Source organism: Streptosporangium pseudovulgare, from assembly GCF_014648055.1.
Taxonomy (GTDB): Bacteria; Actinomycetota; Actinomycetes; order Streptosporangiales; family Streptosporangiaceae; genus Streptosporangium; species Streptosporangium pseudovulgare.
The window spans coordinates 43,655-63,009 of the sequence record NZ_BMQJ01000018.1; the positions used below are offsets into that span (position 1 = coordinate 43,655).

Annotated in this window: 19 protein-coding genes; 14 read left to right on the plus strand and 5 right to left on the minus strand. The window is 72.5% G+C overall.

Going from position 1 to position 19,355, the window contains the following annotated elements; all coding sequences use genetic code 11:
• Position 1: 1 nt before the first annotated feature.
• The 3 genes from IEZ10_RS29875 to IEZ10_RS29885 all read right to left on the minus strand — a co-directional run bounded on the left by IEZ10_RS29875 (position 2) and on the right by IEZ10_RS29885 (position 2,912).
• Positions 2–1,567: a hypothetical protein gene (locus tag IEZ10_RS29875; RefSeq protein WP_189249863.1), complete on the minus strand. Its 1,566-nt coding sequence runs from the start codon at positions 1,565–1,567 to the stop codon at positions 2–4.
• Positions 1,564–2,646 (minus strand): lantibiotic dehydratase C-terminal domain-containing protein, encoded by a 1,083-nt coding sequence (locus IEZ10_RS29880; RefSeq protein WP_189249864.1) that lies wholly within the window; start codon positions 2,644–2,646, stop codon positions 1,564–1,566. The genes IEZ10_RS29875 and IEZ10_RS29880 overlap by 4 nt, the downstream gene beginning before the upstream one ends.
• Positions 2,647–2,726: 80 nt before the next feature.
• Positions 2,727–2,912 carry a thiazolylpeptide-type bacteriocin gene (locus IEZ10_RS29885; protein WP_189249865.1) on the minus strand — a complete coding sequence of 62 codons (186 nt, stop codon included), beginning with the start codon at positions 2,910–2,912 and terminating at the stop codon, positions 2,727–2,729.
• Between the two features lie 204 nt (positions 2,913–3,116).
• Here IEZ10_RS29885 and IEZ10_RS29890 point away from each other — a divergent pair, with 204 nt between their 5' ends.
• From IEZ10_RS29890 to IEZ10_RS29940, 11 genes are all read left to right on the plus strand, one after another.
• Positions 3,117–4,061 carry an ABC transporter ATP-binding protein gene (locus tag IEZ10_RS29890; protein WP_189249866.1) on the plus strand — a complete coding sequence of 315 codons (945 nt, stop codon included), beginning with the start codon at positions 3,117–3,119 and terminating at the stop codon, positions 4,059–4,061.
• A complete protein-coding gene (locus IEZ10_RS29895; protein WP_189249867.1) occupies positions 4,058–4,867 on the plus strand; it encodes an ABC transporter permease in 810 nt (269 codons plus the stop codon). The genes IEZ10_RS29890 and IEZ10_RS29895 overlap by 4 nt, the downstream gene beginning before the upstream one ends.
• Before the next feature lie 70 nt (positions 4,868–4,937).
• Positions 4,938–5,099, plus strand: coding sequence for a thiazolylpeptide-type bacteriocin (locus tag IEZ10_RS29900; RefSeq protein WP_189249868.1), 162 nt, complete (start codon positions 4,938–4,940; stop codon positions 5,097–5,099).
• 10 nt (positions 5,100–5,109) lie between these two features.
• Positions 5,110–5,256 carry a thiazolylpeptide-type bacteriocin gene (locus tag IEZ10_RS29905; protein ID WP_189249869.1) on the plus strand — a complete coding sequence of 49 codons (147 nt, stop codon included), beginning with the start codon at positions 5,110–5,112 and terminating at the stop codon, positions 5,254–5,256.
• 15 nt (positions 5,257–5,271) lie between these two features.
• Positions 5,272–5,433, plus strand: coding sequence for a thiazolylpeptide-type bacteriocin (locus IEZ10_RS29910; RefSeq protein ID WP_189249870.1), 162 nt, complete (start codon positions 5,272–5,274; stop codon positions 5,431–5,433).
• A 63-nt stretch (positions 5,434–5,496) separates the two neighbouring features.
• Positions 5,497–8,064 carry a lantibiotic dehydratase gene (locus tag IEZ10_RS29915; protein ID WP_189249871.1) on the plus strand — a complete coding sequence of 856 codons (2,568 nt, stop codon included), beginning with the start codon at positions 5,497–5,499 and terminating at the stop codon, positions 8,062–8,064.
• The gene (locus IEZ10_RS29920; protein ID WP_189249872.1) at positions 8,061–9,308 is read left to right on the plus strand and encodes a lantibiotic dehydratase C-terminal domain-containing protein; all 1,248 of its coding nucleotides are present in this window, start codon (positions 8,061–8,063) and stop codon (positions 9,306–9,308) included. The genes IEZ10_RS29915 and IEZ10_RS29920 overlap by 4 nt, the downstream gene beginning before the upstream one ends.
• Positions 9,305–11,044 (plus strand): hypothetical protein, encoded by a 1,740-nt coding sequence (locus tag IEZ10_RS29925; protein WP_189249873.1) that lies wholly within the window; start codon positions 9,305–9,307, stop codon positions 11,042–11,044. Before IEZ10_RS29920 ends, IEZ10_RS29925 begins: the two co-directional genes overlap by 4 nt.
• Complete coding sequence (locus IEZ10_RS29930; RefSeq protein WP_189249874.1) at positions 11,041–12,975, plus strand: TOMM precursor leader peptide-binding protein; 1,935 nt, start codon at positions 11,041–11,043, stop codon at positions 12,973–12,975. The genes IEZ10_RS29925 and IEZ10_RS29930 overlap by 4 nt, the downstream gene beginning before the upstream one ends.
• Before the next feature lie 11 nt (positions 12,976–12,986).
• A complete protein-coding gene (locus IEZ10_RS29935; RefSeq protein ID WP_189249875.1) occupies positions 12,987–14,207 on the plus strand; it encodes a hypothetical protein in 1,221 nt (406 codons plus the stop codon).
• A 23-nt stretch (positions 14,208–14,230) separates the two neighbouring features.
• The gene (locus IEZ10_RS29940; RefSeq protein ID WP_189249876.1) at positions 14,231–14,656 is read left to right on the plus strand and encodes a site-specific integrase; all 426 of its coding nucleotides are present in this window, start codon (positions 14,231–14,233) and stop codon (positions 14,654–14,656) included.
• Positions 14,657–14,807: 151 nt separating this feature from the next.
• Here the strand turns inward: IEZ10_RS29940 and IEZ10_RS29945 are convergent, their stop codons facing one another.
• Together IEZ10_RS29945 and IEZ10_RS40115 are read right to left on the minus strand one after the other, a co-directional pair.
• Positions 14,808–15,119, minus strand: a complete 312-nt coding sequence (locus tag IEZ10_RS29945) for a hypothetical protein (protein ID WP_229811783.1) — start codon at positions 15,117–15,119, stop codon at positions 14,808–14,810.
• A gap of 208 nt (positions 15,120–15,327) precedes the next feature.
• Entirely contained in the window at positions 15,328–15,459 is a 132-nt protein-coding gene (locus tag IEZ10_RS40115; protein WP_268246390.1) for a hypothetical protein, read from the minus strand.
• Between the two features lie 1,033 nt (positions 15,460–16,492).
• On the opposite strand from IEZ10_RS40115, the gene IEZ10_RS29955 reads away from it, so the two are divergent.
• From IEZ10_RS29955 to IEZ10_RS29965, 3 genes are read left to right on the plus strand one after another with little or no spacing between them, the layout of a single operon-like run.
• Positions 16,493–17,065 carry an FG-GAP repeat protein gene (locus tag IEZ10_RS29955; protein ID WP_189249878.1) on the plus strand — a complete coding sequence of 191 codons (573 nt, stop codon included), beginning with the start codon at positions 16,493–16,495 and terminating at the stop codon, positions 17,063–17,065.
• Positions 17,062–18,333: a sensor histidine kinase gene (locus tag IEZ10_RS29960; RefSeq protein WP_189249879.1), complete on the plus strand. Its 1,272-nt coding sequence runs from the start codon at positions 17,062–17,064 to the stop codon at positions 18,331–18,333. The genes IEZ10_RS29955 and IEZ10_RS29960 overlap by 4 nt, the downstream gene beginning before the upstream one ends.
• A gap of 11 nt (positions 18,334–18,344) precedes the next feature.
• Complete coding sequence (locus IEZ10_RS29965; protein WP_189249880.1) at positions 18,345–18,992, plus strand: response regulator; 648 nt, start codon at positions 18,345–18,347, stop codon at positions 18,990–18,992.
• The last annotated feature ends 363 nt before the right edge of the window (positions 18,993–19,355 follow it).

The following is a 19,355-nucleotide window of genomic DNA, read 5'->3' on the forward strand; positions in this document are numbered from 1 at the left end:
CTCAGCTCCGCCAGATCTGGAAGCCCGCGGCGCTCACCGCGCAGGGCCGTTCGTCGCGGTGAGGCAGGCAGCCGGTCAGTTCGCTCAGGCGGGCCTGCAGCTCCTCCTCGTGCGCGGAGAGCGCGGCGGGCCACAACCACCGGCCCAGATCGCCGTCGCGCTCCTCCGGGGTGAGATCGGGGCAGGGTATGGCTCCGCAGACCGGCGTGACCGGTCCCGGTGCCAGGAGCGTGCCGACTGCGGCCATGGCGGCCATGGCCGCCGCCTCATCACGGTCGCGCTCGACCGCCCAGCCCAGGCGGGAGCCGCCGCTGTCGACGATCTCGGCGTGCCAGGCGCCGTCCAGGTCGCGCAGGCACAGCCGCACGGCGCGGCCCAGACGGCGGGTCAGGACGCGCCACCAGTGGCTGCCGGGGACCGGGCCGCGCCACGGGGCGAGCCCGGCGGCCAGGCGGTCGGCCAGGTGGCGCAGGAGGACGCCGCAGGCGTGCAGCTCGTCCGCGCCCACGGCCGTGCGCGCCGGGTCCTCGCCGGTGAGCGCCTGGGCGGCGGCCTGAACGGCCGCCAGATGGGCGGTGTCGGTGGTGGGACCGGCTCCGGTGACCTCGCGGCCGGGCAGCGGGCAGACGACCAGGCCGAGGGGGAGCTGGGGGTGGCCGTCCGGGATGGCGGGGGGCAGCGCTCCGAGGTCGGGGTCGGTGAGCAGCGCGGCCCGCCGGAGCGCCTCCTCCAGCGTGACGCGGTGGGCGGGCGAGACCGGGGCGGCCGGAGGCCAGGGGCGGTAGGAGGCCTCCAGCGGGTCGGCCTTGGCGAGCAGGACCTCGCCGGACCTGGCGGGCCATCCGGCGATCGCCCTCGCCATCCGGTCGGCCGCCGCGGCTCCCAGCAGCTCGGCCAGCATCGCATCGGGCGCGAGCCCGTGGCCCGCGCCGGGCAGGTGAGGGGTGGCCGGGGCGTCGGGCAGGTGAGTGGTGGCCGGGGGGCCCGCGAGGCGGGTGGTCAGGGCGTCGGCCAGGGCGGCGGCCTGGGCGGGGGGCAGGGCGGGCGTGACGAACCCCGTCGGGCCCAGGCCGGCGGCGCGGACCACCAGTACGCCCGCGATGAGCGTGAGGCCGTCCGAGGCGGGTGCCGTGCGGGCACCGATATGGCAGCGGGCCAGCGCGTCACGCGCCGCCTCCGCCAGCCGCCCCTCGCCCCGCACCGTCACGGTGGCCGCGCCCAGCGAGCGCCACGCCGCGTCCGGGTCGGGCGCCGCCGATTCCAGCCATCCTCGTACGGCCGGCGGCATGCCGTCGCCGGGCCGTACCGCCACCACCAGGTCGTGCTCCCGCAGCCGATCGAGCAGCATCCGCACGGCCTCCCGCAGAGCCGGCTCCGGGCACAGCGCGTCGAGATCGCGCTCGCTCACCCCCTTTGCGAGCAACGGCGCCAGCCGCTGCCACAGCGGCCACAGCCCGGCCGCCCCCTCCAGGCTGACCGCGCCGCTCCACGACCGCAGGTGCACACCCGCGGGCAGGCGACCGGCCCGCACCACAGGGCGCAGCCGCAGGACCGTCTCCGCGCTCACGCCGGAACTCCGCCCAGCCGCTCGCGCCACGTCCGCCCGGTGATGCGCTCGACCGCCTCACTGAACAGGTAGGCGGCCAGGTAACGCTCCACAGGCCGCAGGTCGCACAGCGCCAGCAGGCGGTAGAGCACGTTGGTGCCGAAACGGTAGAGCCCGAAGGGCCTGCTCAACGCCACCTTCTCGAACCCGGACCGGTTGAGCAGCTGGTGGTATTCGCTGTAGTGGCGGCGGGTGAAGTCCCACCGGATCTCGGTGTCGCCGCCGAAACGGGCGGCGACGGCGGCGTACCCGTTACGGTCGCGGACCAGGGCGGCGGTGTCGAGAGCGGCGTCGGCGTGCGCGGACGCGTCACGCGACCAGGCGCGCCAGGCCGCCGCGACGCCCTCCAGCCGGCCGGGCAGCACCCCGCCTTCCGCGACGGTGCGGACCAGCTCGGTCACCCCCGCGCCGCGCTCGGCCCACTGGCGCTCGAAGGCCGCCTCCAGGCTGCCGTCGGGATCCTCGTAGGCCAGATGGTCGGCCACGTGCGACAGGAAGGACTGGTAGCCCGCTCCCAGCCCGGTCGGATAGCCGGCGGCATGGGCGGTCATCGCGACCAGGGCGAGGGTGACGCGGGAGCCGGGGTCGCCGGCCAGCTCGAGTGACCGCTCCACCGCGCCCAGGCCGAGGGCCAGCAGCTCGCACCGCTCGAGCACGGCGGCCCGCGAGCCCAGCAGGTCGGCCAGGGGAGCCAGGTCGGCAGGGCGCACCAGCACCGAGTTGTCAGGGTGGAGGGGTGCGTACGGCCCGGGCACGAGCTCGGCGCGCCCGGCCAGTTCCGCCTGCCGTACCAGCTCGGCCGGATCCACCACGGCGGTGGAGGGGAAGGCCGCCAGGTGGCGTCGGCAGGCGTCGGCGGCCTCCTCCGCGGCCCGGGCGTGATCGCCAGGACCGTGGAAGCGGAGGAGGACGTGCGGCCCGCGCAACCAATGCCGATCGAGGTGGACGCTGCCGGGAAAAGACCGCGCGAGCGGAATGAGGAATTGCCGTAACAACGGCGCCTTGAAGTCCTCGTAATAATGGCAGACAACGTCGATCATACGTACCCGTCCAAGCGCGCAAAAGGATTCTTGAATGGCCGGGGCGCAGTTCCGGCGGAAGCGGCGTCCCGGCCGGCAAATCATTCGATCTCGGTACCGCCGCAGCAGGACGACGAGCCGCAGGTGGAGCAACCGCCGCAGCTCGACGATCCTGACGAGGCGCCGGTCTCGGGCAGGGCGACGGCGTCACGCATGGCCGTCACCTGCAGACTGGACAGATCCAGGTCGGCGAGGCCGAAGTCGGCGGTAATGATCGCAGGGGACATGATTCACCTCCCAGGTGCTGGAGTTCGACTCCCGGAGTATGGGCCGCGTCCCGCCGCGATCACCTGACAGCTTTTCTGCTGTCTTGACCATGCCGTCGGAAAAGTGTACCGACAGCGGTCGGCCAATTTTCGGACCTTGACTGTCGGGAGCCCACGTGAATACGCTTCGCCCGTTTCCACGACGCGATCGGTATCGGTGAAGAAATGAACGCTGTCGAGGTCGAGAATCTCACCAAGAATTACCGGGGAAATCCCCGTGCCGCGGTCGACGGGATCAGCTTCGAGGTACGCCACGGAGAGGTCTTCGGCATGCTCGGCCCGAACGGGGCCGGCAAGACCACCACGGTCGGCGTGCTGACCACGCGGGTGCGTCCCAGCGGCGGCCGGGTGGTCGTCGAGGGCCTCGACGTGCTGCGGGAAGCGACGCGGGCCAGGCAGGTGCTGGCCGTGGTGCCGCAGCGGACCAACCTGGACCGCTCGCTGAGCATCCGGCAGGTCCTGCAGTGCCACGCCGCCTACCACGCGGTGCCCCGCGCCGAACGGCGCAGGAGGGCCGACGAGCTGCTGGAGCGCATGGGCCTGGCCGACCGCGCGGGCGACCGCACCGACCGGCTCTCCGGCGGTCAGGCGCAGCGCGTGATGATCGCCAGGGCGCTCATGCACGAGCCGCGCGTGCTGTTCCTGGACGAGCCGTCCGGCGGGCTGGACCCGCAGTCACGGCTGTTCGTGCACGAGCGCATCGCCGAGCTGCGCGAGCGCGGCGTGACCGTGGTGCTGACGACGCACCAGATGGACGAGGCGGCCAAGCTCTGCGACCGGGTCGCCATCCTGGACCACGGCAAGGTGCTGGCGCTGGACACCCCCGGCGCCCTGGTCAGGGAGCTGCCGGGCAGCAACACCCTCACGCTCGCGCTGGACTCGGCCGAGGGCGCGGCGGCCGCGGCGCTCGCCGCCGTCGAGACCGTCGAACGCGTGGAGGAGCTGCCGGGCGGGCGCGTACGCCTGTACACCTCGCACGATCCCGGTGAGGTGCTGCCCACCGTGGTCAAGGCGCTGGCCGGCCACGACCTCACGCTCGCCGGGGTGGAGTTCGCCCGCCTCGGCCTGGAGGACGTCTTCCTCCGCCTCACCGGACGGGAACTGCGATGACCACCATCGACGAGGCCAGGGCCGCGACCCCCCGGCCGCCCGTGGCGCGCTCCTTCGCCGCCATCCTCACGCGCGACCTCGTCGTCACCTGGCGCGAGCTGCCCGCCTTCCTGACCCAGGTGGTGCTGCAGCCGCTGTTCATCCTGTTCGTCTTCGGCACGGTCCTGGGCGACCTGGGCTACGTCGGCGGCGACTTCGGAGCGGTGCTGCTGCCTGGAGTCATCGCGCTCAACGCCTTCATCGGAGGGCTGCAGAACACCGCGCTGCCGCTGACGCTGGACTTCTCCTACAGCAGGGAGATCGAGGACCGGCTGCTGGCGCCGCTGCCGATCTGGCTGGTGGCCGTCGAGAAGATGCTCTTCGGCACGGTTCGCGGCCTGCTCGCCGGAGCGGTCATGATCCCGCTGGGCCTGCTCGTCCTGCCGGGCACCGAGATCGCCCTCGCCTCCGTGCCGCCCGCCCTGCTCGTCATGGCCCTGGGGGCCTTCGTGGGCTCGGCGATCGGGATGACCCTGGGCACCGCGGTCTCGCCCCGGGGCATCAACACCGTCTTCGCGATGGTGCTGACGCCGCTGATGTTCACCGGGGCCACCCAGTTCCCCTGGCCGCAGCTGGAGCGGCTGCCGTGGTTTCAGGTCGTCTGCGCGCTCAACCCGCTCACCTACGTCAGCGAGGCCATGCGCGCGGTCATGGTCCCCCAGATCCCGCACCTCGCGTTCTGGCTCTGCCTGCTGGTCATGGCGGTGGCCGGCGCGGGGTTCGCGGTCGCAGGCGCGCTCGGTTTCGGCCGCCGCGCCCTGGACTGAAGGAGGTGCCCGCCGCTTCCCTTCCACCCGCCAGCCGCACTCGCACATGTACGGAAAGGAATGAAACCCCATGCCGAACCTGACCTTCAACCTGGAGGACCTGGCTCTGGAGGAGCTGTCGGTCACCGCGATGCGCGACGGCGTCGCGCTTCCCGAGACCGGCGCCTCCGCCTGCAGCGCGTTCACCTCGATCGCCACATCCTCGTCCTGCTGCTGCATCGTCATCCAGTAGGGAGCGTGCGATGACCGCTTTCCCCTTCGAGGTGACGGATCTGAGCCTGGAGGAGCTGTCGGTGACGGCGATGCGCGACAGCGTCGCCCTCCCCGAGACCGCCGCCTCCGGGTGCCTGACCACCTCCTCGTGCTGCTCGTGCATCCAACCCACCTGAGTGAGAGAAGGTGCCATGCCCAGTTTCGCCTTCCAGGTCGATGAGCTGTCTCTGGAGGAGCTGTCGGTGACGGCGATGCGTGACAGCGTCGCGCTTCCCGAGACCGGCGCCTCCGGCATCAGCTGCTCCAACCTGTCGATGTCGTGCAGCTCCTGCTGCTCCATCGACCCGATCTAGGAAGCCGCTCACACCCCCCGGCCGCTCACGGGTGGCCGGGGGACCACCCACAGAGGATGCGTGATGACCAGCACATTGGACAGGCCGTCAGGCAGCGGTACGGCGAGCGCTGAACTGGCGCCCTTCGCGGTGGTCAGGCGCGCGGCCCTGCCGTACCCCGAACGTCCCCAGTCGGCCGAGCCGTGGCGTGCGGCCCTGCGTGAGCTGGCCGGACTGCTGCGCACCATGGAGGCGGCCGCGCCCGGCCTGGCCGACGCGCTCGCGGCCAGTGCCGCCCGCCACTCCCTCGACTTCCACCGCGCCGTGGTGCTGCCGCTGCGGCGCGACGTCCACAACGGCCGGGTGCCGCGCGAGTCCCTCGTGGCCCGGCTCGGCGACCTGCCAGAAAGGGTGCCCGGACTGGCCGGGTGGCTGGCCGCCGCCCGCGCACGCGCCCGGCTGGAGCAGGAGCTCGCGGCCGGATGGGGCGACGCGCTGACGGCGGAACGCGAGGTCCTGGCCGGCATCTGTACGGCGGAGCCACTGCGCCAGGCCGTCACCCTCACCGGGCGCGACCTGCTGTACGGCGTGGACCGCACGGCCGCGTGCGCCGGGCGCCCCGACAAGCGCGCCCGCCAGGCCGAGCCCACCGTGCTGCGCTACGCGCTGCGCGCCACCTCCAAGACCAGCCCGCTGTCCTGGTACACCTCGGTCGGCCTCGGCTGGTGGGACGGGCGCCCTGGCGGCGACCCCCAGCCGCGCGCCTGCTCGCAGGTCAACCACGTCCTGGTCACACGGCTGCTGAACGCCCTCCTCGGAGACCCGGGCAGACGCGTGAACCTGCCGCACCGGCTCGCACCCGCCCTGCGGGAGCGCGACGGGCGGGTGGTGTACCAGCGCGACATCCCCCAGGCCGACGCCACCCACGTGCACGCGGCCCGAGAGGAACGGGTCGAACTCGCCCTCACCGGGCCGATCGCCTTCCTCCTCCGGCACCTGCGCCAGGGGGAACGCACCCCTCGGGAACTGGCCGAACTGCTGGCGCGCAACATCGCCAGCCCGGCGGCCGCGCAGGCGGCGGGCGCGTACGTGGGACAGATGATCGACGTCGGGCTCATCGTGCCGGCGTGGCCGGTCGACCCGCAGGACCCGGACGTGCTGGGCTCCCTGGCACGCTGGCTGGAGACCGCCCCGGCCGCCGGCGGCGTGGTTTCAGACGGCGTGGTCGCTGATCTTCTGGTCGCGGGCGGCTCGCTGGCCGGGCGGCTGGCGAGCCTGCGAGAGCGCACCGCGGCCTTCTCCAGCCTGCCCGCCGCCGCCCGCCCTGCCGCGCTCGCCGCGCTGGCCGACGACTGGCGGGAGACGGGCGAGCTCGTGGGCGCCGACCTGGCCGGGGTGCCGGTTCTCATGGAGGACGTCACCCTCCCCCGCCCCCTGCCCCTGGGCGCCGGGCACGGCCGCGCCGACCTGCCCGCGCTGGCCCGGCTCACCCCGCTGACCATGCTCTTCGACCACCACCTGTTCGTCCGCCGCCTGGTCACCGAGCGGTTCGTCGACCTGTACGGCAGCGGCGCCCGCGTGCCCCTGTCCGCCTGCACAGAGCTGATGTCGCAGGTCTGGAGCCAGGTGCTCGGCAACAGGCAGCGCGACCCCGGCATCGAGGCCGCCCGCGAGCAGGTGCGCGAGCTGATCTCCGCCGCCGGCGACCCGCACTCGCTCGACCGCGAGATCCCCAGGGAAGCCGTCGACGCCGCCGCAGACCTGCTGCCCGCCTGGGTGCACGCCCGGCCGGTCTCCTACTCCTACTTCGTCCAGCCCGTCCCCGGCGGCGGGCTCGCGGTCAACCACGTCTACGCCGGGTTCGCCAGGTTCACCAGCCGCTTCCTGCCCCAGCTCGACCCCTCGGCCACGGCGGCCGTGACGGAATGGCTGCACCGCGTCCTGGGCCCCGACACCGTGCAATACCGCCCGGTGCTGGGCTTCAACGCCAACCTGCACCCCATGGTCACCGCCCGCGAGGTGGGCGAGGACCCGCGCTGGGCCGACCTCCAGCCCGAGGAGCTCGACCTCCTCCACGACGAGGACACCGAGCTCGTCCGGGTCGTCGACCGCGCCACCGGACGCCCCCTGAGCGTGCTCTACCTCGGCTTCCTCGTGCCCTACTCGCTACCGGACCGCACCGCGCCCCTCACCGCGGACCTGGTGTGCGGGCATCCGGCACTGTCCGGCCTCGCGGGCAGGCGCGAGACGGGCGGGGTGACGGAGCTGGGACGGCTGACCCACGACGGGGTCGTGCTGCAGCGCCGCAAGTGGAAGTTCGCCGACGACGCGGCCACCGCGCTGCGCGAAGCCTTCAGGAGCGAGCATCCCGCCGTCGCCGCCGCCCGCCTCCGGGCCCGCCACGGGCTGCCCGAGCACCTGTTCGCCGAGGCGTCCACGGTCGTGGACTCGCTGGCCGGGTTCCTGCGCAAGCTGCGGGCGGCCAAGCCGCAGTACGTCGATCTGGGCAACGCGCTGCACCTGCGCTGCCTGCCCGCCCACCTGGAGCGGTACCCCGAGGACATCGCCCTGGTGGAGGCCCTGCCCGTACCGGGGACCGTGGACGAACCGGTGACCGAGCTCATCGTCGAATCCTGCTGGAGAGCCTCATGAGCGAGTTGGACGTCGTCTGCTATTACCACGAGCCCGTCAAGGCGGGGCTGCTCAGGCAGGCCGTCTTTCCCGCGCTGGGGGAGGCGGTCGCGGCGGGCGTACGCGGGCACGTCGAGCGCCACTGGCTCCACGGCCCCCACCTGCGCGTCCGCCTCCGACTTGGCCCAGGCACGATGAGCGCCGCGAACCCGGCGGACGGCATGGCCGCCTCGACGGACGGCCGGGATGCCTCGGTGGACGGCATGGCCGCCGAGGCGCCGGACCCGGTCTCCGCGCTCGGAGCGGCCGGCCCGGCGGAGCTGGCCGCTGCCGCAGAGCTGGTCGCCGATCGGTTGCGCGGCCACCTGAGCCGCCACCCCTCGACCAACCGGCAGACCCCCGCCGAACTACTCGCCCACTCGCGCGAGGCCGGGCGCCTGGAGCTGGTCGCCGGGCCGTACGAGCCCATTTTTCCCGACAACACCGTCACCATCACCCCCGCCGACCACGCCCCGACCGCCGGACTGCTGGGCTCGGCCGAGCTGGTACGGCTGCGTTCGCGCGTGCTCGAACGGGGCATGTCGCCGTGCCGTACCGCCCTGGACCAGCTCGCATCGGACGGCGACAGCGCGCCCGGCCGAATCGCCCTGGCGATCACCGCGATGACCGTGCACGCCGACGAGTACCCGCACGGCCTGCAGCACGGCTACCACTCCTTCCTGTCGCACGTGGAGGATTTCCTCACCTGGCACGACCCGGACGGCCGGGTTCGGCATGGTCTCGACACCGCCTGGGAACGCAACCGCGAGGCGACCGTCGACCTCGTGGCACGCATCGCCGAAGGACACCGACCCTCCGCCGCCGTGTCGGCCTGGCGGGCCTGGAGCGCGGCGGCCCGCGCCGAGGCCGGGCAGGCCTACGACGACGGCGTCCTGGTGATGGAGCTCGGACCCGGCTACGCCGCACGCGCCGCCCTGCTCGACGATCCGCGCACCGCCCGGCGCTGGGACCCGGGCGCCCCGCGCGAGGTCAGTGAATACCACCGGGCGCTGCGCTCGGTGGACTTCACCCGGCCTCCGCTCGGCCGTAGCTTCACCGTTTACCGGTTCGGCACCAACATGCTCTACCAGCTCCTGGCCGTCTGCGACGTCACGCCCATGGAGCGGTACCTGGCCGCCTCGATGATGGCCCGCGCGGTCCAGCAGGTGACGGGCACCAGCTGGCGCGAACAGCTCGGGGCGCCCCTCGGGTCGGTGGCGCGATGACGGAGGTGCTCCGGCTGCGCCCGGTCGTCCACGCCGCCCCCACCGCCGACGGGGTGCACGTACGCGGGTGGACGTCGAGCTTCACCGTCAAGGGCGGGGCCGGGCTGTGGCGGCTGTGGGAGCAGCTCGCCGCGGCCCTGGCGGGCGGCGTGCCCGCCCCCGAGCTGGCCGCCCCATCCGGCACCCCGGAACCGGTCGCCCGCGCCATCGAGCTGATCATCGGCCAGCTGCGCGAGCACGACATGCTCGTGGCCGTGCCGCAGGGGTGGGGAGAACCGGGCCCCGACCTGCCGCCGATCGCGGTGGCCGCCTGGCTTGAGTCCTCGGCGGCCGACCCCGCCGCCGCGTGGCACCGGCTCGCCGGGACGGTGTTCACGGTCTGCGGCGCAGGCGCACCGGCCGCCGCCGCCGAGCGCGCCCTGGCCGCAGCGGGGATGCGCTACCGCCGCGTACCGGGGCCGGCCTCCACGCTGACGCTGGAGGCGTCAGACCGGCTCGCCGTGGTGGCCGGGTGCCTGGGAGAGGTCGGCTACGCCGTACCCCCGGGCTCCGCCGACACGGCGGCAGCGCAGGCCGCCGCCGTGGCCCACCACCTGTCGGGCGGGTCCACCGAGGCATCGGCGAATGAGGCATCCGCCGGCGCGACCCCCCGCCTGTCGAACGGGCCCGCCGCGGAGCCGCCCGAGGTCCTTTGCGCACTGGTGGCCGGGGCTGCGGTGCACCGGTTGCTGTGCGCGGCGGCCGGGCTGCCCGACCCCTCCCGGGAAGGGCGCGAGACCCCCACACCGCACCACGCGGTCCTGGTCGCCCGCCTCGACCCGCTCAGGATGGCCTATCACCCCTGGCCCGACGCCGAGCCACCCCGCGAGGCGCTCTCCTGGGAGGAGGCCATGGCGGCACTCGACGTCCTCGGCGATCCTGAGCTGGGCCTGGTGCCCACCCCACAGGCGCAGGATCTGCCCCAGCTCCCCGTCAACCTGGCCGCCTGTGGCGAGATGGTGGGCTACGGCACCACACTGAACGCCGCCCGCCTGCATGCCGCCCTGTCCGCGGTCGCCCGGCCCTCCGACGTGGCCATCGGCATGGATCACCTGCACGCCCGCGGCCTGGCCCTGCGCCTGGCCACCCATCGCAACCGGCTGGAACCGGTGGAGGCCGTGGAGCTCGTGGAGGAGGCGGAGTGGGCCGACGATCCCGCGGCGCGCCGCTGGTGGAAAGCGCTGACCCTACGCCTGGCCGTACCGGCGAGCATCGAGGTGGTACGGCTCGCGGCCGGCGTGGTGCATGCCCAGGTGAGTGCACGCGGGTGCGTCCTCGGCTGGGCGGTGGAAGCCGAAGCAGGCGAGGCGGCGGCCTTCGCCCTGCTCGCGGCGACGGCGAGGGAACAGGCGCGCCGAGCGGGCCGGTCGATCGCCGAAGGTCCACCGGTCTGCGGCGCGACCCCGGCATGGCAGCCCTCGCCCCAGCCGCTTCCCTGGGGGTACCGGGACCATGCTTGGCCGTCTGGTTCCCGCGAAGGCGAGGCCCGCTTTCAGCAGGTCCTCGCAGCCCTGGCCGGCGAGCATGAGACCCCTGGAGCCGAGGCCACTGAAATCGGGGCCACCGCGCTCAGGCCGGCTGCACCCGTAGCAGACGAAGCCGGGGTCGGCGGGCCGTGGGCGATTTCGGGTCTGGTCGCGGTCCGGATACCCCCTGCCCGCGCGGCGCGGCCGCTCGACCTCGGACGCGCCCAATGAAGATCCGCTCCTGCGCGACAGAGCTACGCGACACGGACGCCGAGGCGCTCTTCCTGACCCGGTACCGCCTGGCCGAGCTGGAGGAGCTCGCCGCCCGCACCAAGAGCAGACGGCATCCGTTACTGCCGATCTGCCACGAGGGCGCACTGGTCCTGATCGGCCCGGTCCAGGGCCCCCAAGGCGGCGTCTGCCTGGCCTGCGCCGAGACCCAGCGGCTGGCCGCGTTCGGGACCGCCGTCCCGGTGGGCGACCCGCGGCTCACCCTGCGAGGTGTGGCATCACCCGCTTTCCAGCCCGCTCTGCTGGAGCTGGCGGCCACGATGCTCGCCGACGCCGAGCAGCACGCGGACGTCGTCTACGCCCTGCGGACCGACCACGGCTCCATGACCCACCACACCGTCATGCCCCGCACCGAGGGATGCCCGACATGCGCACCGCGGCCGACGGAGGAGCCCATCGCCCAGCCATCGCCCCCAGCTGCGACGGCCGTCGCACAGACGTCGTCCCCCACCGCAGAATCCGCTGCCCGAGCACCGCTGCCAGCCGTCGCGGGCACCTTCCGGACCCACAACCCGAAGACCGAGGGCTCACGCCTGCACGACACGCTCATCGACTCGCGGTACGGCCCAGTGGCAGGTCTCAGACGCAGCGGCTCCCTGGCCCTGCCCACGGTGGCCGCGATGCTGGCCGGTGACCCGGACGGGCAGGTGGCCGGGTTCGGCCGGACGGGGGACTTCGCGCAGTCGGAGCGGGTGGCCCTGTTCGAGGCGGTCGAGCGACTCAGCGGCATGCGCCCGCACGGCGGCCTGGCCGGCGCGGCCGGCACAGGTGGCGCGGGCAGGGTGGCGCGGGCGGATGGCGCAGGCGGTGCGGTGTGGGCGGCCTTCGCCGACCTGGGCCCGGACCGCGCGGTCGATCCCGCCACGCTGGGCCTGCACGAGCCCGACCGGTACCGGACCGACCCCCACCGCACCCTGGTCCCCTACACCCCCGACGTGCCGACCACCTGGGCTCAAGGTTGGTCCTTCACCCGCTCCACGCCCCTCCTCGTCCCCGAGCACGTCGCCTACTGGGGGCTGCCACGAAGCGACGCGGCCAGGTTCGTGGCTGAGACCTCCAGCGGTTGCGGGCTGGGCAACAGCCTGGCCGAGGCGGTGCTGCACGGCTTCTTCGAGGTCGCGGAGCGCGACGCGTTCCTGATGGCCTGGTACGCGGGCACCCCGCTGCCCCGCCTCGCCGTACCGGACGATCATCTCCTGCTGCCCCACCTGGTCGACCGCCTCGACCACCGTGGGTACGTCCTGGAATTCCTCGACGCCACGAACGATCTCGGCGTCCCCGTCGCCCTGGCGATGGCCCGGCGAAGGGACGGCAGGCAGCCCGCGGCCTTCTTCGCCGCAGGAGCGCATCCCGATCCGGTGGCCGCGATGGTCTCGGCCGCCGCGGAGATCGCCGTGGACGTCGAATCCGCCGCCGACCGGGCCAGGCAGGCGCCGGGCGACTACACGAGGGAGCGGCTGCTGCGCCTGCTCGACGACCCGGACCGGATCCGCACCATGGAGGACCACGTCGCCGTGTACGGCCTGCCGGAGGCGGCAGGGAAGTACGCGTTCCTCCTGGAGGACGCTCCGGAACCGGTGCCCGCCCCCGCTCCACCCGGCGGCGACCTGTGGGCGGTTCTCGACCACTACGTCGGCCATCTGCGTGGGCTCGGCCTGGAGCTCGCCGCCGTGGACCAGAGCCATCCCGTCATCCGCGACCGTCTGGGCCTGCGTGCGGCGAAGGTGATCGTGCCGGGCACGCTGCCGATGACCTTCGGCCACGCCAACCGGCGCCTGCGCGGCCTGGACCGGCTCTGGAGCGTCCCCGCCCTCCTGGGCCGCCGCCCCACACGTGGACCCGACCGCCTGCCACCCCACCCATTCCCGTGACGGAGCCTCTCGTGGCGGAGTCCCCTGCCCCGTCGGCCGACGGCATCGACGTACCAGCCGACAGCATCGCCGCCGTCCTGGCCACCGTCTACGAGCACGGGCCGGGCAAGGGCCCGCACTCCGAGGGCCCGGTACGGCCCGAGCCGCCCGCCGTTCCAGGCACCCCGCTGAGCTCTCTCGCGGCCTGGGGTGACTTCGGCGCCGCCCTGGCCAGGCTCCTGACGGACGTGCTCACCCCGACCCGCTGGGAGCCGCACAACCCGTTCAACGACCACCGCGCCTACCCCTCGCCGCGCGCCGCCTACCTGATCGAGCCCTGGCTGCGGATCGGCATCAGTGCCTGGCGCGTCGACCTGGTCCGGCGCACCCTGGCCGGTCCCGGCTCGCCGCGCCCCGCCCGGAGGGTCAGGCTGGATCTGCGGCGCCGTCCGGACCGGCTGCCCGCCGGCTACGGCTCGCTCGCCGAGGCCCTGGCCGAGCTGGAAGCCGGGCACCTCATGGGAGCCCTGGCCGAACGTGCGCCCGGCCATGGGCTCACCCTCGTCCCGGATCCCGCGGGCGTCACGATCGCCCCCGGCGCCTCGGCCGTCGTCGCCTTGCCGCTCTTGCCCTCCTGGCGCAGCGCTGGTCTGGGGCCGCGCGGCGTGTCGGCCGACCCCAGGCCCTTGCCGGAGTCGGCTGCCCGGGCGATCGCCGAGGCGCTCACGGATCCGCCGCCGGGCTCACCTGTCGCGACCTCACGCCTGAGAGTACGGCTGGCGCTCAGGAACGTGACCGGCTTGCCGGACGGCTGGTACGCGCTGTCTCCCTTGGAGCCGCGAAGGTGCGACGACTGCCACCCGCCGTCCCCCCTGGAAGTACGACAACCGGGCGCCGCGATGGCGGCGGTCCAGGCCGCCTTCACCTACCCGCCCGAGCAGATCCACGTAGGCGGCATGAACCTGGCCGTTCTCATCACCGCCGACGTCGGGCGCGCGGTGCGGGAGGAGGGACCCCAGGCCTACCCCGCTCTCCTGCGGGCCGCCGGAGCGCTGGCGCAGCACGCCTGTACGGCTGCGGCCGTACAGGGCCTGTTCTGCCGCCCAGTGCGCAGCGTCAGGGAAGCGTCCCTGGAGGCCGCCGCTGGCGCACCCGCCGCTCATGACCTGCTCTACCTGGCCCTGGTCGGACGCCCACGGTTCGCCTCGCTCTCCTACGACCTGACGCCGCTGGCCCGTGACGCTACTTCGTGATCACGCTCTCGAGGCTCATCGAAGTGCTCACCGATCTGGACCTGCTCCACGACGGCTCCGTTCCGGAGATCCGATCCTGGATCGAACGCGTCATATGCAACCTCACACCAGGCTTCATCGATCCCGTCCGGCAGTGGCTGCTGGTCTTGCTCAACGGCGACACCCGGGCGGACCGTCGTTCATCGTCCAGCATCTATGTCTATTTCGGATGCGTCCGGCCGTTTCTCGACGATTGGGCGGCGGGTTACGACCATCTGCGCGAGGTCACCCGCTCCGACATCCACGCAGTGCTTGGACCGCTCAACGGCTCACGACGCCACACCGCGACCAGCGCGGTGCGATCGCTGTTCGGTTTCGCGAAAAAGCGCGGCCTGATCCTTGCCAACCCGACGACCGGGTTGAAGGGCCGCCCAGCGGACTTTGCCCTGCCTCGCACCAGCCGTGATTAACCCCGTTTGGGGCCTATGACAGCATTCTTACCGGCACCCCTGCTGCGGCGGCGCCATCCCAGCCGAGAAGCGCTCCGACGCCAAGGACTGCAGCGACGGCCACAAGCGCCGCTACCACCGCGAGCGACTTGCGGCCCAGGCCGAGGCCGACCTACGGGCCCAGCTGGCCGAACGCCGCGAGCAGACTGCCACTGCGGACAAGAAGACCGCCGAACAGGCCGCCCGCCAGGCCAAGACCGCGGCCGCCGCCAAGGTCGCCGAGGCCAACTCCGCCTGGAAACAGACCGCCCAGCACGAGAAGGCCGTCGGCGCGGCCGAAGCTGAACGCGACACCGCCCTCCAGGCCGAAGCCCACGCCATCACCGCGCACGCGCAGGTGAGCGAGGACCTGCGCGCTGAACGTGAGGAGGGGATCGCGAGGACCGGCGCAGATGACAACGCTTCCATCTGAGCCTGGATCCACGGTGTGAATTGTTGTGATCGTTCTTTGGCTCAATTCCTCCACGAGCACCGTCTCTGCAGGTAGAGGTCCTGTTTTCGGATGTGGGAGGCCTGCCGTGCTCGGGTCGCGGCTTGTCCGGGTGCTGCGGGCTGGGGCAGTGGGTGGGCCACAATGGCCGGTGACCGTCGTGGTCGTCGGGTTCGAGGCGGTGGCGCGGATATGGGACGGGTCAGGCCGCTCGGGCCGGTGGCGGGTCGTGGACGGCCTCGAAGGCGTTCAGCCAGACCTGCTGCCAGCGCCAGTGCGCGGGCAGGTGCAGGGTGAGGTGTCCGCGGCCGTGCCGGGCCAGCCGTGCGGGCACGCTGATGTGCGCATGATGGCGGCGTGGCCGGTGCGAAGGGCGGCGGCCGGATCGCTTCCGGCCGGTCCCTGCCAACGGAGGTAGACCATGGTGGTGCCATGGCGCATGCCCACGGCGACATGAGCGATCGAGTCATCGAGGTGCTGCACGGCGAACGTCCTGATCCCTCCCGTCCAACGGCTGCCGGTACGGACGTGGCCGACGCGGTGCCCTGGAGCAGTACATACGGGTCAGGCTCGCCGTCCACCTCGAACGGCCAGGCCCACGTCACCTCCGCCGGCAGCCCGCCACGCGCCGCCACGATCGTCGCCCCCGCGCCCGGGTAGCCGTCCTCGGTCCAGGCATCCGTCGTGACCAGGGCCTGCACGCCACGCCACCCTGACCGGTCGAAGCCTGCAACGCCCTTGAGCACGTCATGGCCGGAGCGGCCGCACTCCTCGGTGCCATGACGGGTCGCCGCGACCGCGTCCACCGCCACCTGCGGGGAGGTGATCCAGAACCGCACCTCCAGCGGCTCGTCCAGCTCCGGGAGTAGCAGCTTGCCGCTGTAGGCGGGCACGCCCTCGGGCGGCATCCGAGTCTCAATGTTCTCCGGCCAGCACCACGGCAGAAGGGGGGTGCCCGGGAGGGTTACGCCCGCGTCTCCCCCGCGGACAGAGCCTGAACCGGCAGATCGACGCCCTGACCGCCGCCGGATGCCGCAAGGTCTTCGCCAGCAAGAAGTCCGGCAGGAACGCCCTGCGCCCGGAGCTGAAGGCCTGCCACGCCTTCCTGTCCGCCGACGGCTGAGCGAGGTGCTTTGCGCAGGCGATGAATAGCCGCAGTACGCGTCGCCGAAGTACCGCGTTGGTTGACAAGGCCGACGCCGGCTACACCGATCGATGGATCACTTTTCCATCTGGCGGGAGACGCCCAAAGCAGCTCATCTCGTTATTTTCAACGAGATCCTGTCCTGCTAGGCAAAGGCGGCTCCGTGGCTCGTCCTCGCCGGTTCGGCTGGTTATGCGTTCTCATGATGTTTGCGTTTGGAACCGTGACGGGCCCCGCGCCCGCCGGCGCGTACGCCGCGACCCCCTGCACCGCCGCCGACCTCTACGCGCACCGGACGGTGACTCCTTCGACCATCACCGCCGGAGCCAAGTTCGGCACGACATCGGTGAGCGGCGATTTCAACAAGGACGGTTACGCCGACGTGGCCGTCGGCCTACGCGACCGCTTCGTCAAGAACCCCGGCGACATGCGCAGGTACCTGAGCCGGCCGGAGATGGACGCCGCGCTCAAGCCGAAGAAGGGCTCCCTCGGACGGGTGAACATCGGAAAAGCGGTCGAGCGGGCCGCGGCCCGGCACCCGGACATCCGGCAGCACTTCGCCGCGGTCGGTGGCCGGGACATGCCGGACTTCGTGGCGCTCAGGACCATGCGCATGTACGAGGTGACCACGAACTCACCGAGCGCGTTCTTCAACCACGTCAACCGCGGATACGTCGATCCGACCGCCTACATCGGCTACAAGCAGGTCCCCTTCGGCACCGGCCTGTTGCCACGGCTGCCGCAGCCGAGCATCATCGAGCCGAAATTCCCCTTCCTACCGGGAGCCGGACCATGACCGCTGCCCAGCCGCACGCCGCGGGTGAGCGTGACGTGATGTCCGGCTCCCGCGTCACGCTCGGCCGGCCGTGGATCGACCGCTGGGCGCGGTTGCTGGACTCACCCGCGGCCGACGGCGTGCTCGCGCTGGCGCTGGTCGCCGGGACGTGGGGGTGGGAGGTGTTCGAGCCGGGCAGGGGCCGGCCGACCGACGTGTTGTCGCTGACGCTGACCGCGCTGGTGAACGCGCCGCTGGCGATGCGCAGGCGGGAGCCGTTCACCCTGCTGGTCGTCTCGGTGAGCGCGTCGCTGGTCTACCACGCGCTGGGCTACCATCCGGGGCTCAACGGCATCGGCCCGCTGCTGGCGCTGTACTCGGTGGCCGTACGCTGCGCCTGGCAGGCCACCGCGGCCGGAACAGTGCTGGTGGTGACGGAGTGGACGCACGCCTCGAACCTGCAGCCGGGCGCCGCGCTGTGGTCGGCGCTCGGCCAGGCGCTGATCGTGGCGGCCTGGGCGGTCATCACCGGAAGCGTGGTGCGGCTGCTGGGGGAACGCGGCAGGCAACTGGCCGCCCTGGCCGTGCGGCTGGCCGAGGAACAGGAGGTCACCGCGCAGCGGGCGGTCACTCATGAACGCGTCCGCATCGCCAGGGAACTGCACGACGTGGTCGCCCACCACATGTCGGTCATCTCCATACAGGCCGGGCTGGGCCGCTACGTGGCGCTGTCCGACCCTGCCACCGCGCACGCCGCCCTGGGCGTCATCGCCGACACCAGCCACGAGGCGCTGACCGAGATGCGGCGCCTGTTGTCGATCCTGCGTATCGAGGCCCACGAGGACGACGAGGGCGGCCACCCGGCGATGCCGGGGCTGGGCCAGCTGGACATCCTGGTGGAGCGCATGCGCACAGCCGGGCAGACGATCCAGGTGGACGTGGAGGGCCGGCCCAGGACGGTGCCCCCCGGCCTGGACCTGTGCGCGTACCGCATCGTGCAGGAGTCGCTGACCAACGTGCTCAAGCACGCGGGTCCGGCCCAGGTGCGCATCCGGCTGACGTACACGCGGGATGCCCTGACCCTGCACATCACCGATGACGGCGGGAACCCCGGCGCGCCCGCCGCCTCGTCCGCCGGTCCCGGTTGCGGCGGGGACGGGTTGATCGGCATGACTGAACGTGTCAGGCTCTACCAGGGAACGATCATCGCGCATCCGCTCGCTCAGGGCGGTTTCGAGGTTCTGGTGATGTTCCCGCTTCCGCCGTCCGACCTGGACGCGCCGATCTGAGCAGGCAGGTGATGACGAAGGTCCTGGTGGTCGACGATCAGGTGCTCATCCGGGCCGGCCTGGCGGCGCTGCTGCGCGCCTCAGGGCTGGAGGTGGTGGGCGAGGCCGCCGACGGCGAGGAAGCCATGCGCATGACGGCCACGCTCAAGCCGGACGTGATCCTCATGGACATCAGGATGCCGCGCATGGACGGCCTGACCGCCATGGAACACATCCTGGCCACCGGCAAGAACCCGCCCAAGGTGCTCGTCCTGACCACCTTCGACCTCGACGAGTACGTCTACAAGGCGCTGCGGCTCGGAGCCGGCGGTTTCCTGCTCAAGGACACCCCGCCCGAACGCATCATCGCCGCCGTCCACACCGTCGCCGCCGGTGACGTGCTGCTGACGCCGGGCATCACCAAGCGCCTCATCGAGGCGTTCGTCAGCCCGCCCACCTCAGCCCCCTCCCTCGGCAGCCTGACCGCCCGCGAGACCGAGGTGCTACGCCTGGTCGGGCACGCGCTGTCCAATAAGGAGATCGCCGAACGGCTGTCGGTGAGCGAGGGCACCATCAAGACCCATCTCAACCGGCTGATGACCAAGCTCGGCCTGAGCAGCCGCGCCCGGCTGGTCGTGCTGTCCTACGACTGCGGCCTGGTCAAGCCCGCCGCCCGCTAGTCCTGACGCCCGCGGCCCGGGCTACTGACAGCAGGTGACTCACATCGGGCCCGCGGGTCAGAACGGATCGATGGCCGTCTGGCCAGCGTACGTAGGCGGCACCCACCTGCCCGCCGGGACAAGGACCCTCGTAGGTCAGAGGAACGGGCAGTTCACTCAGCGCTTGGTGAATGTCGAGCCTTGGGGCGGGCGGCAGCGTCACGCCGTTGATCATCTTAAAGCATGATCAATATGACAAGGTCGATGATCAGTCGCCAACCTCATGACAACAAGCGTGAGCGACTGCCAACTCTCGTGAGCGACAACAGCGGAAAGCGTCCTTATGATCATCTTCGCCGAAAAGGTGGCGCGCCGAGATGGTCG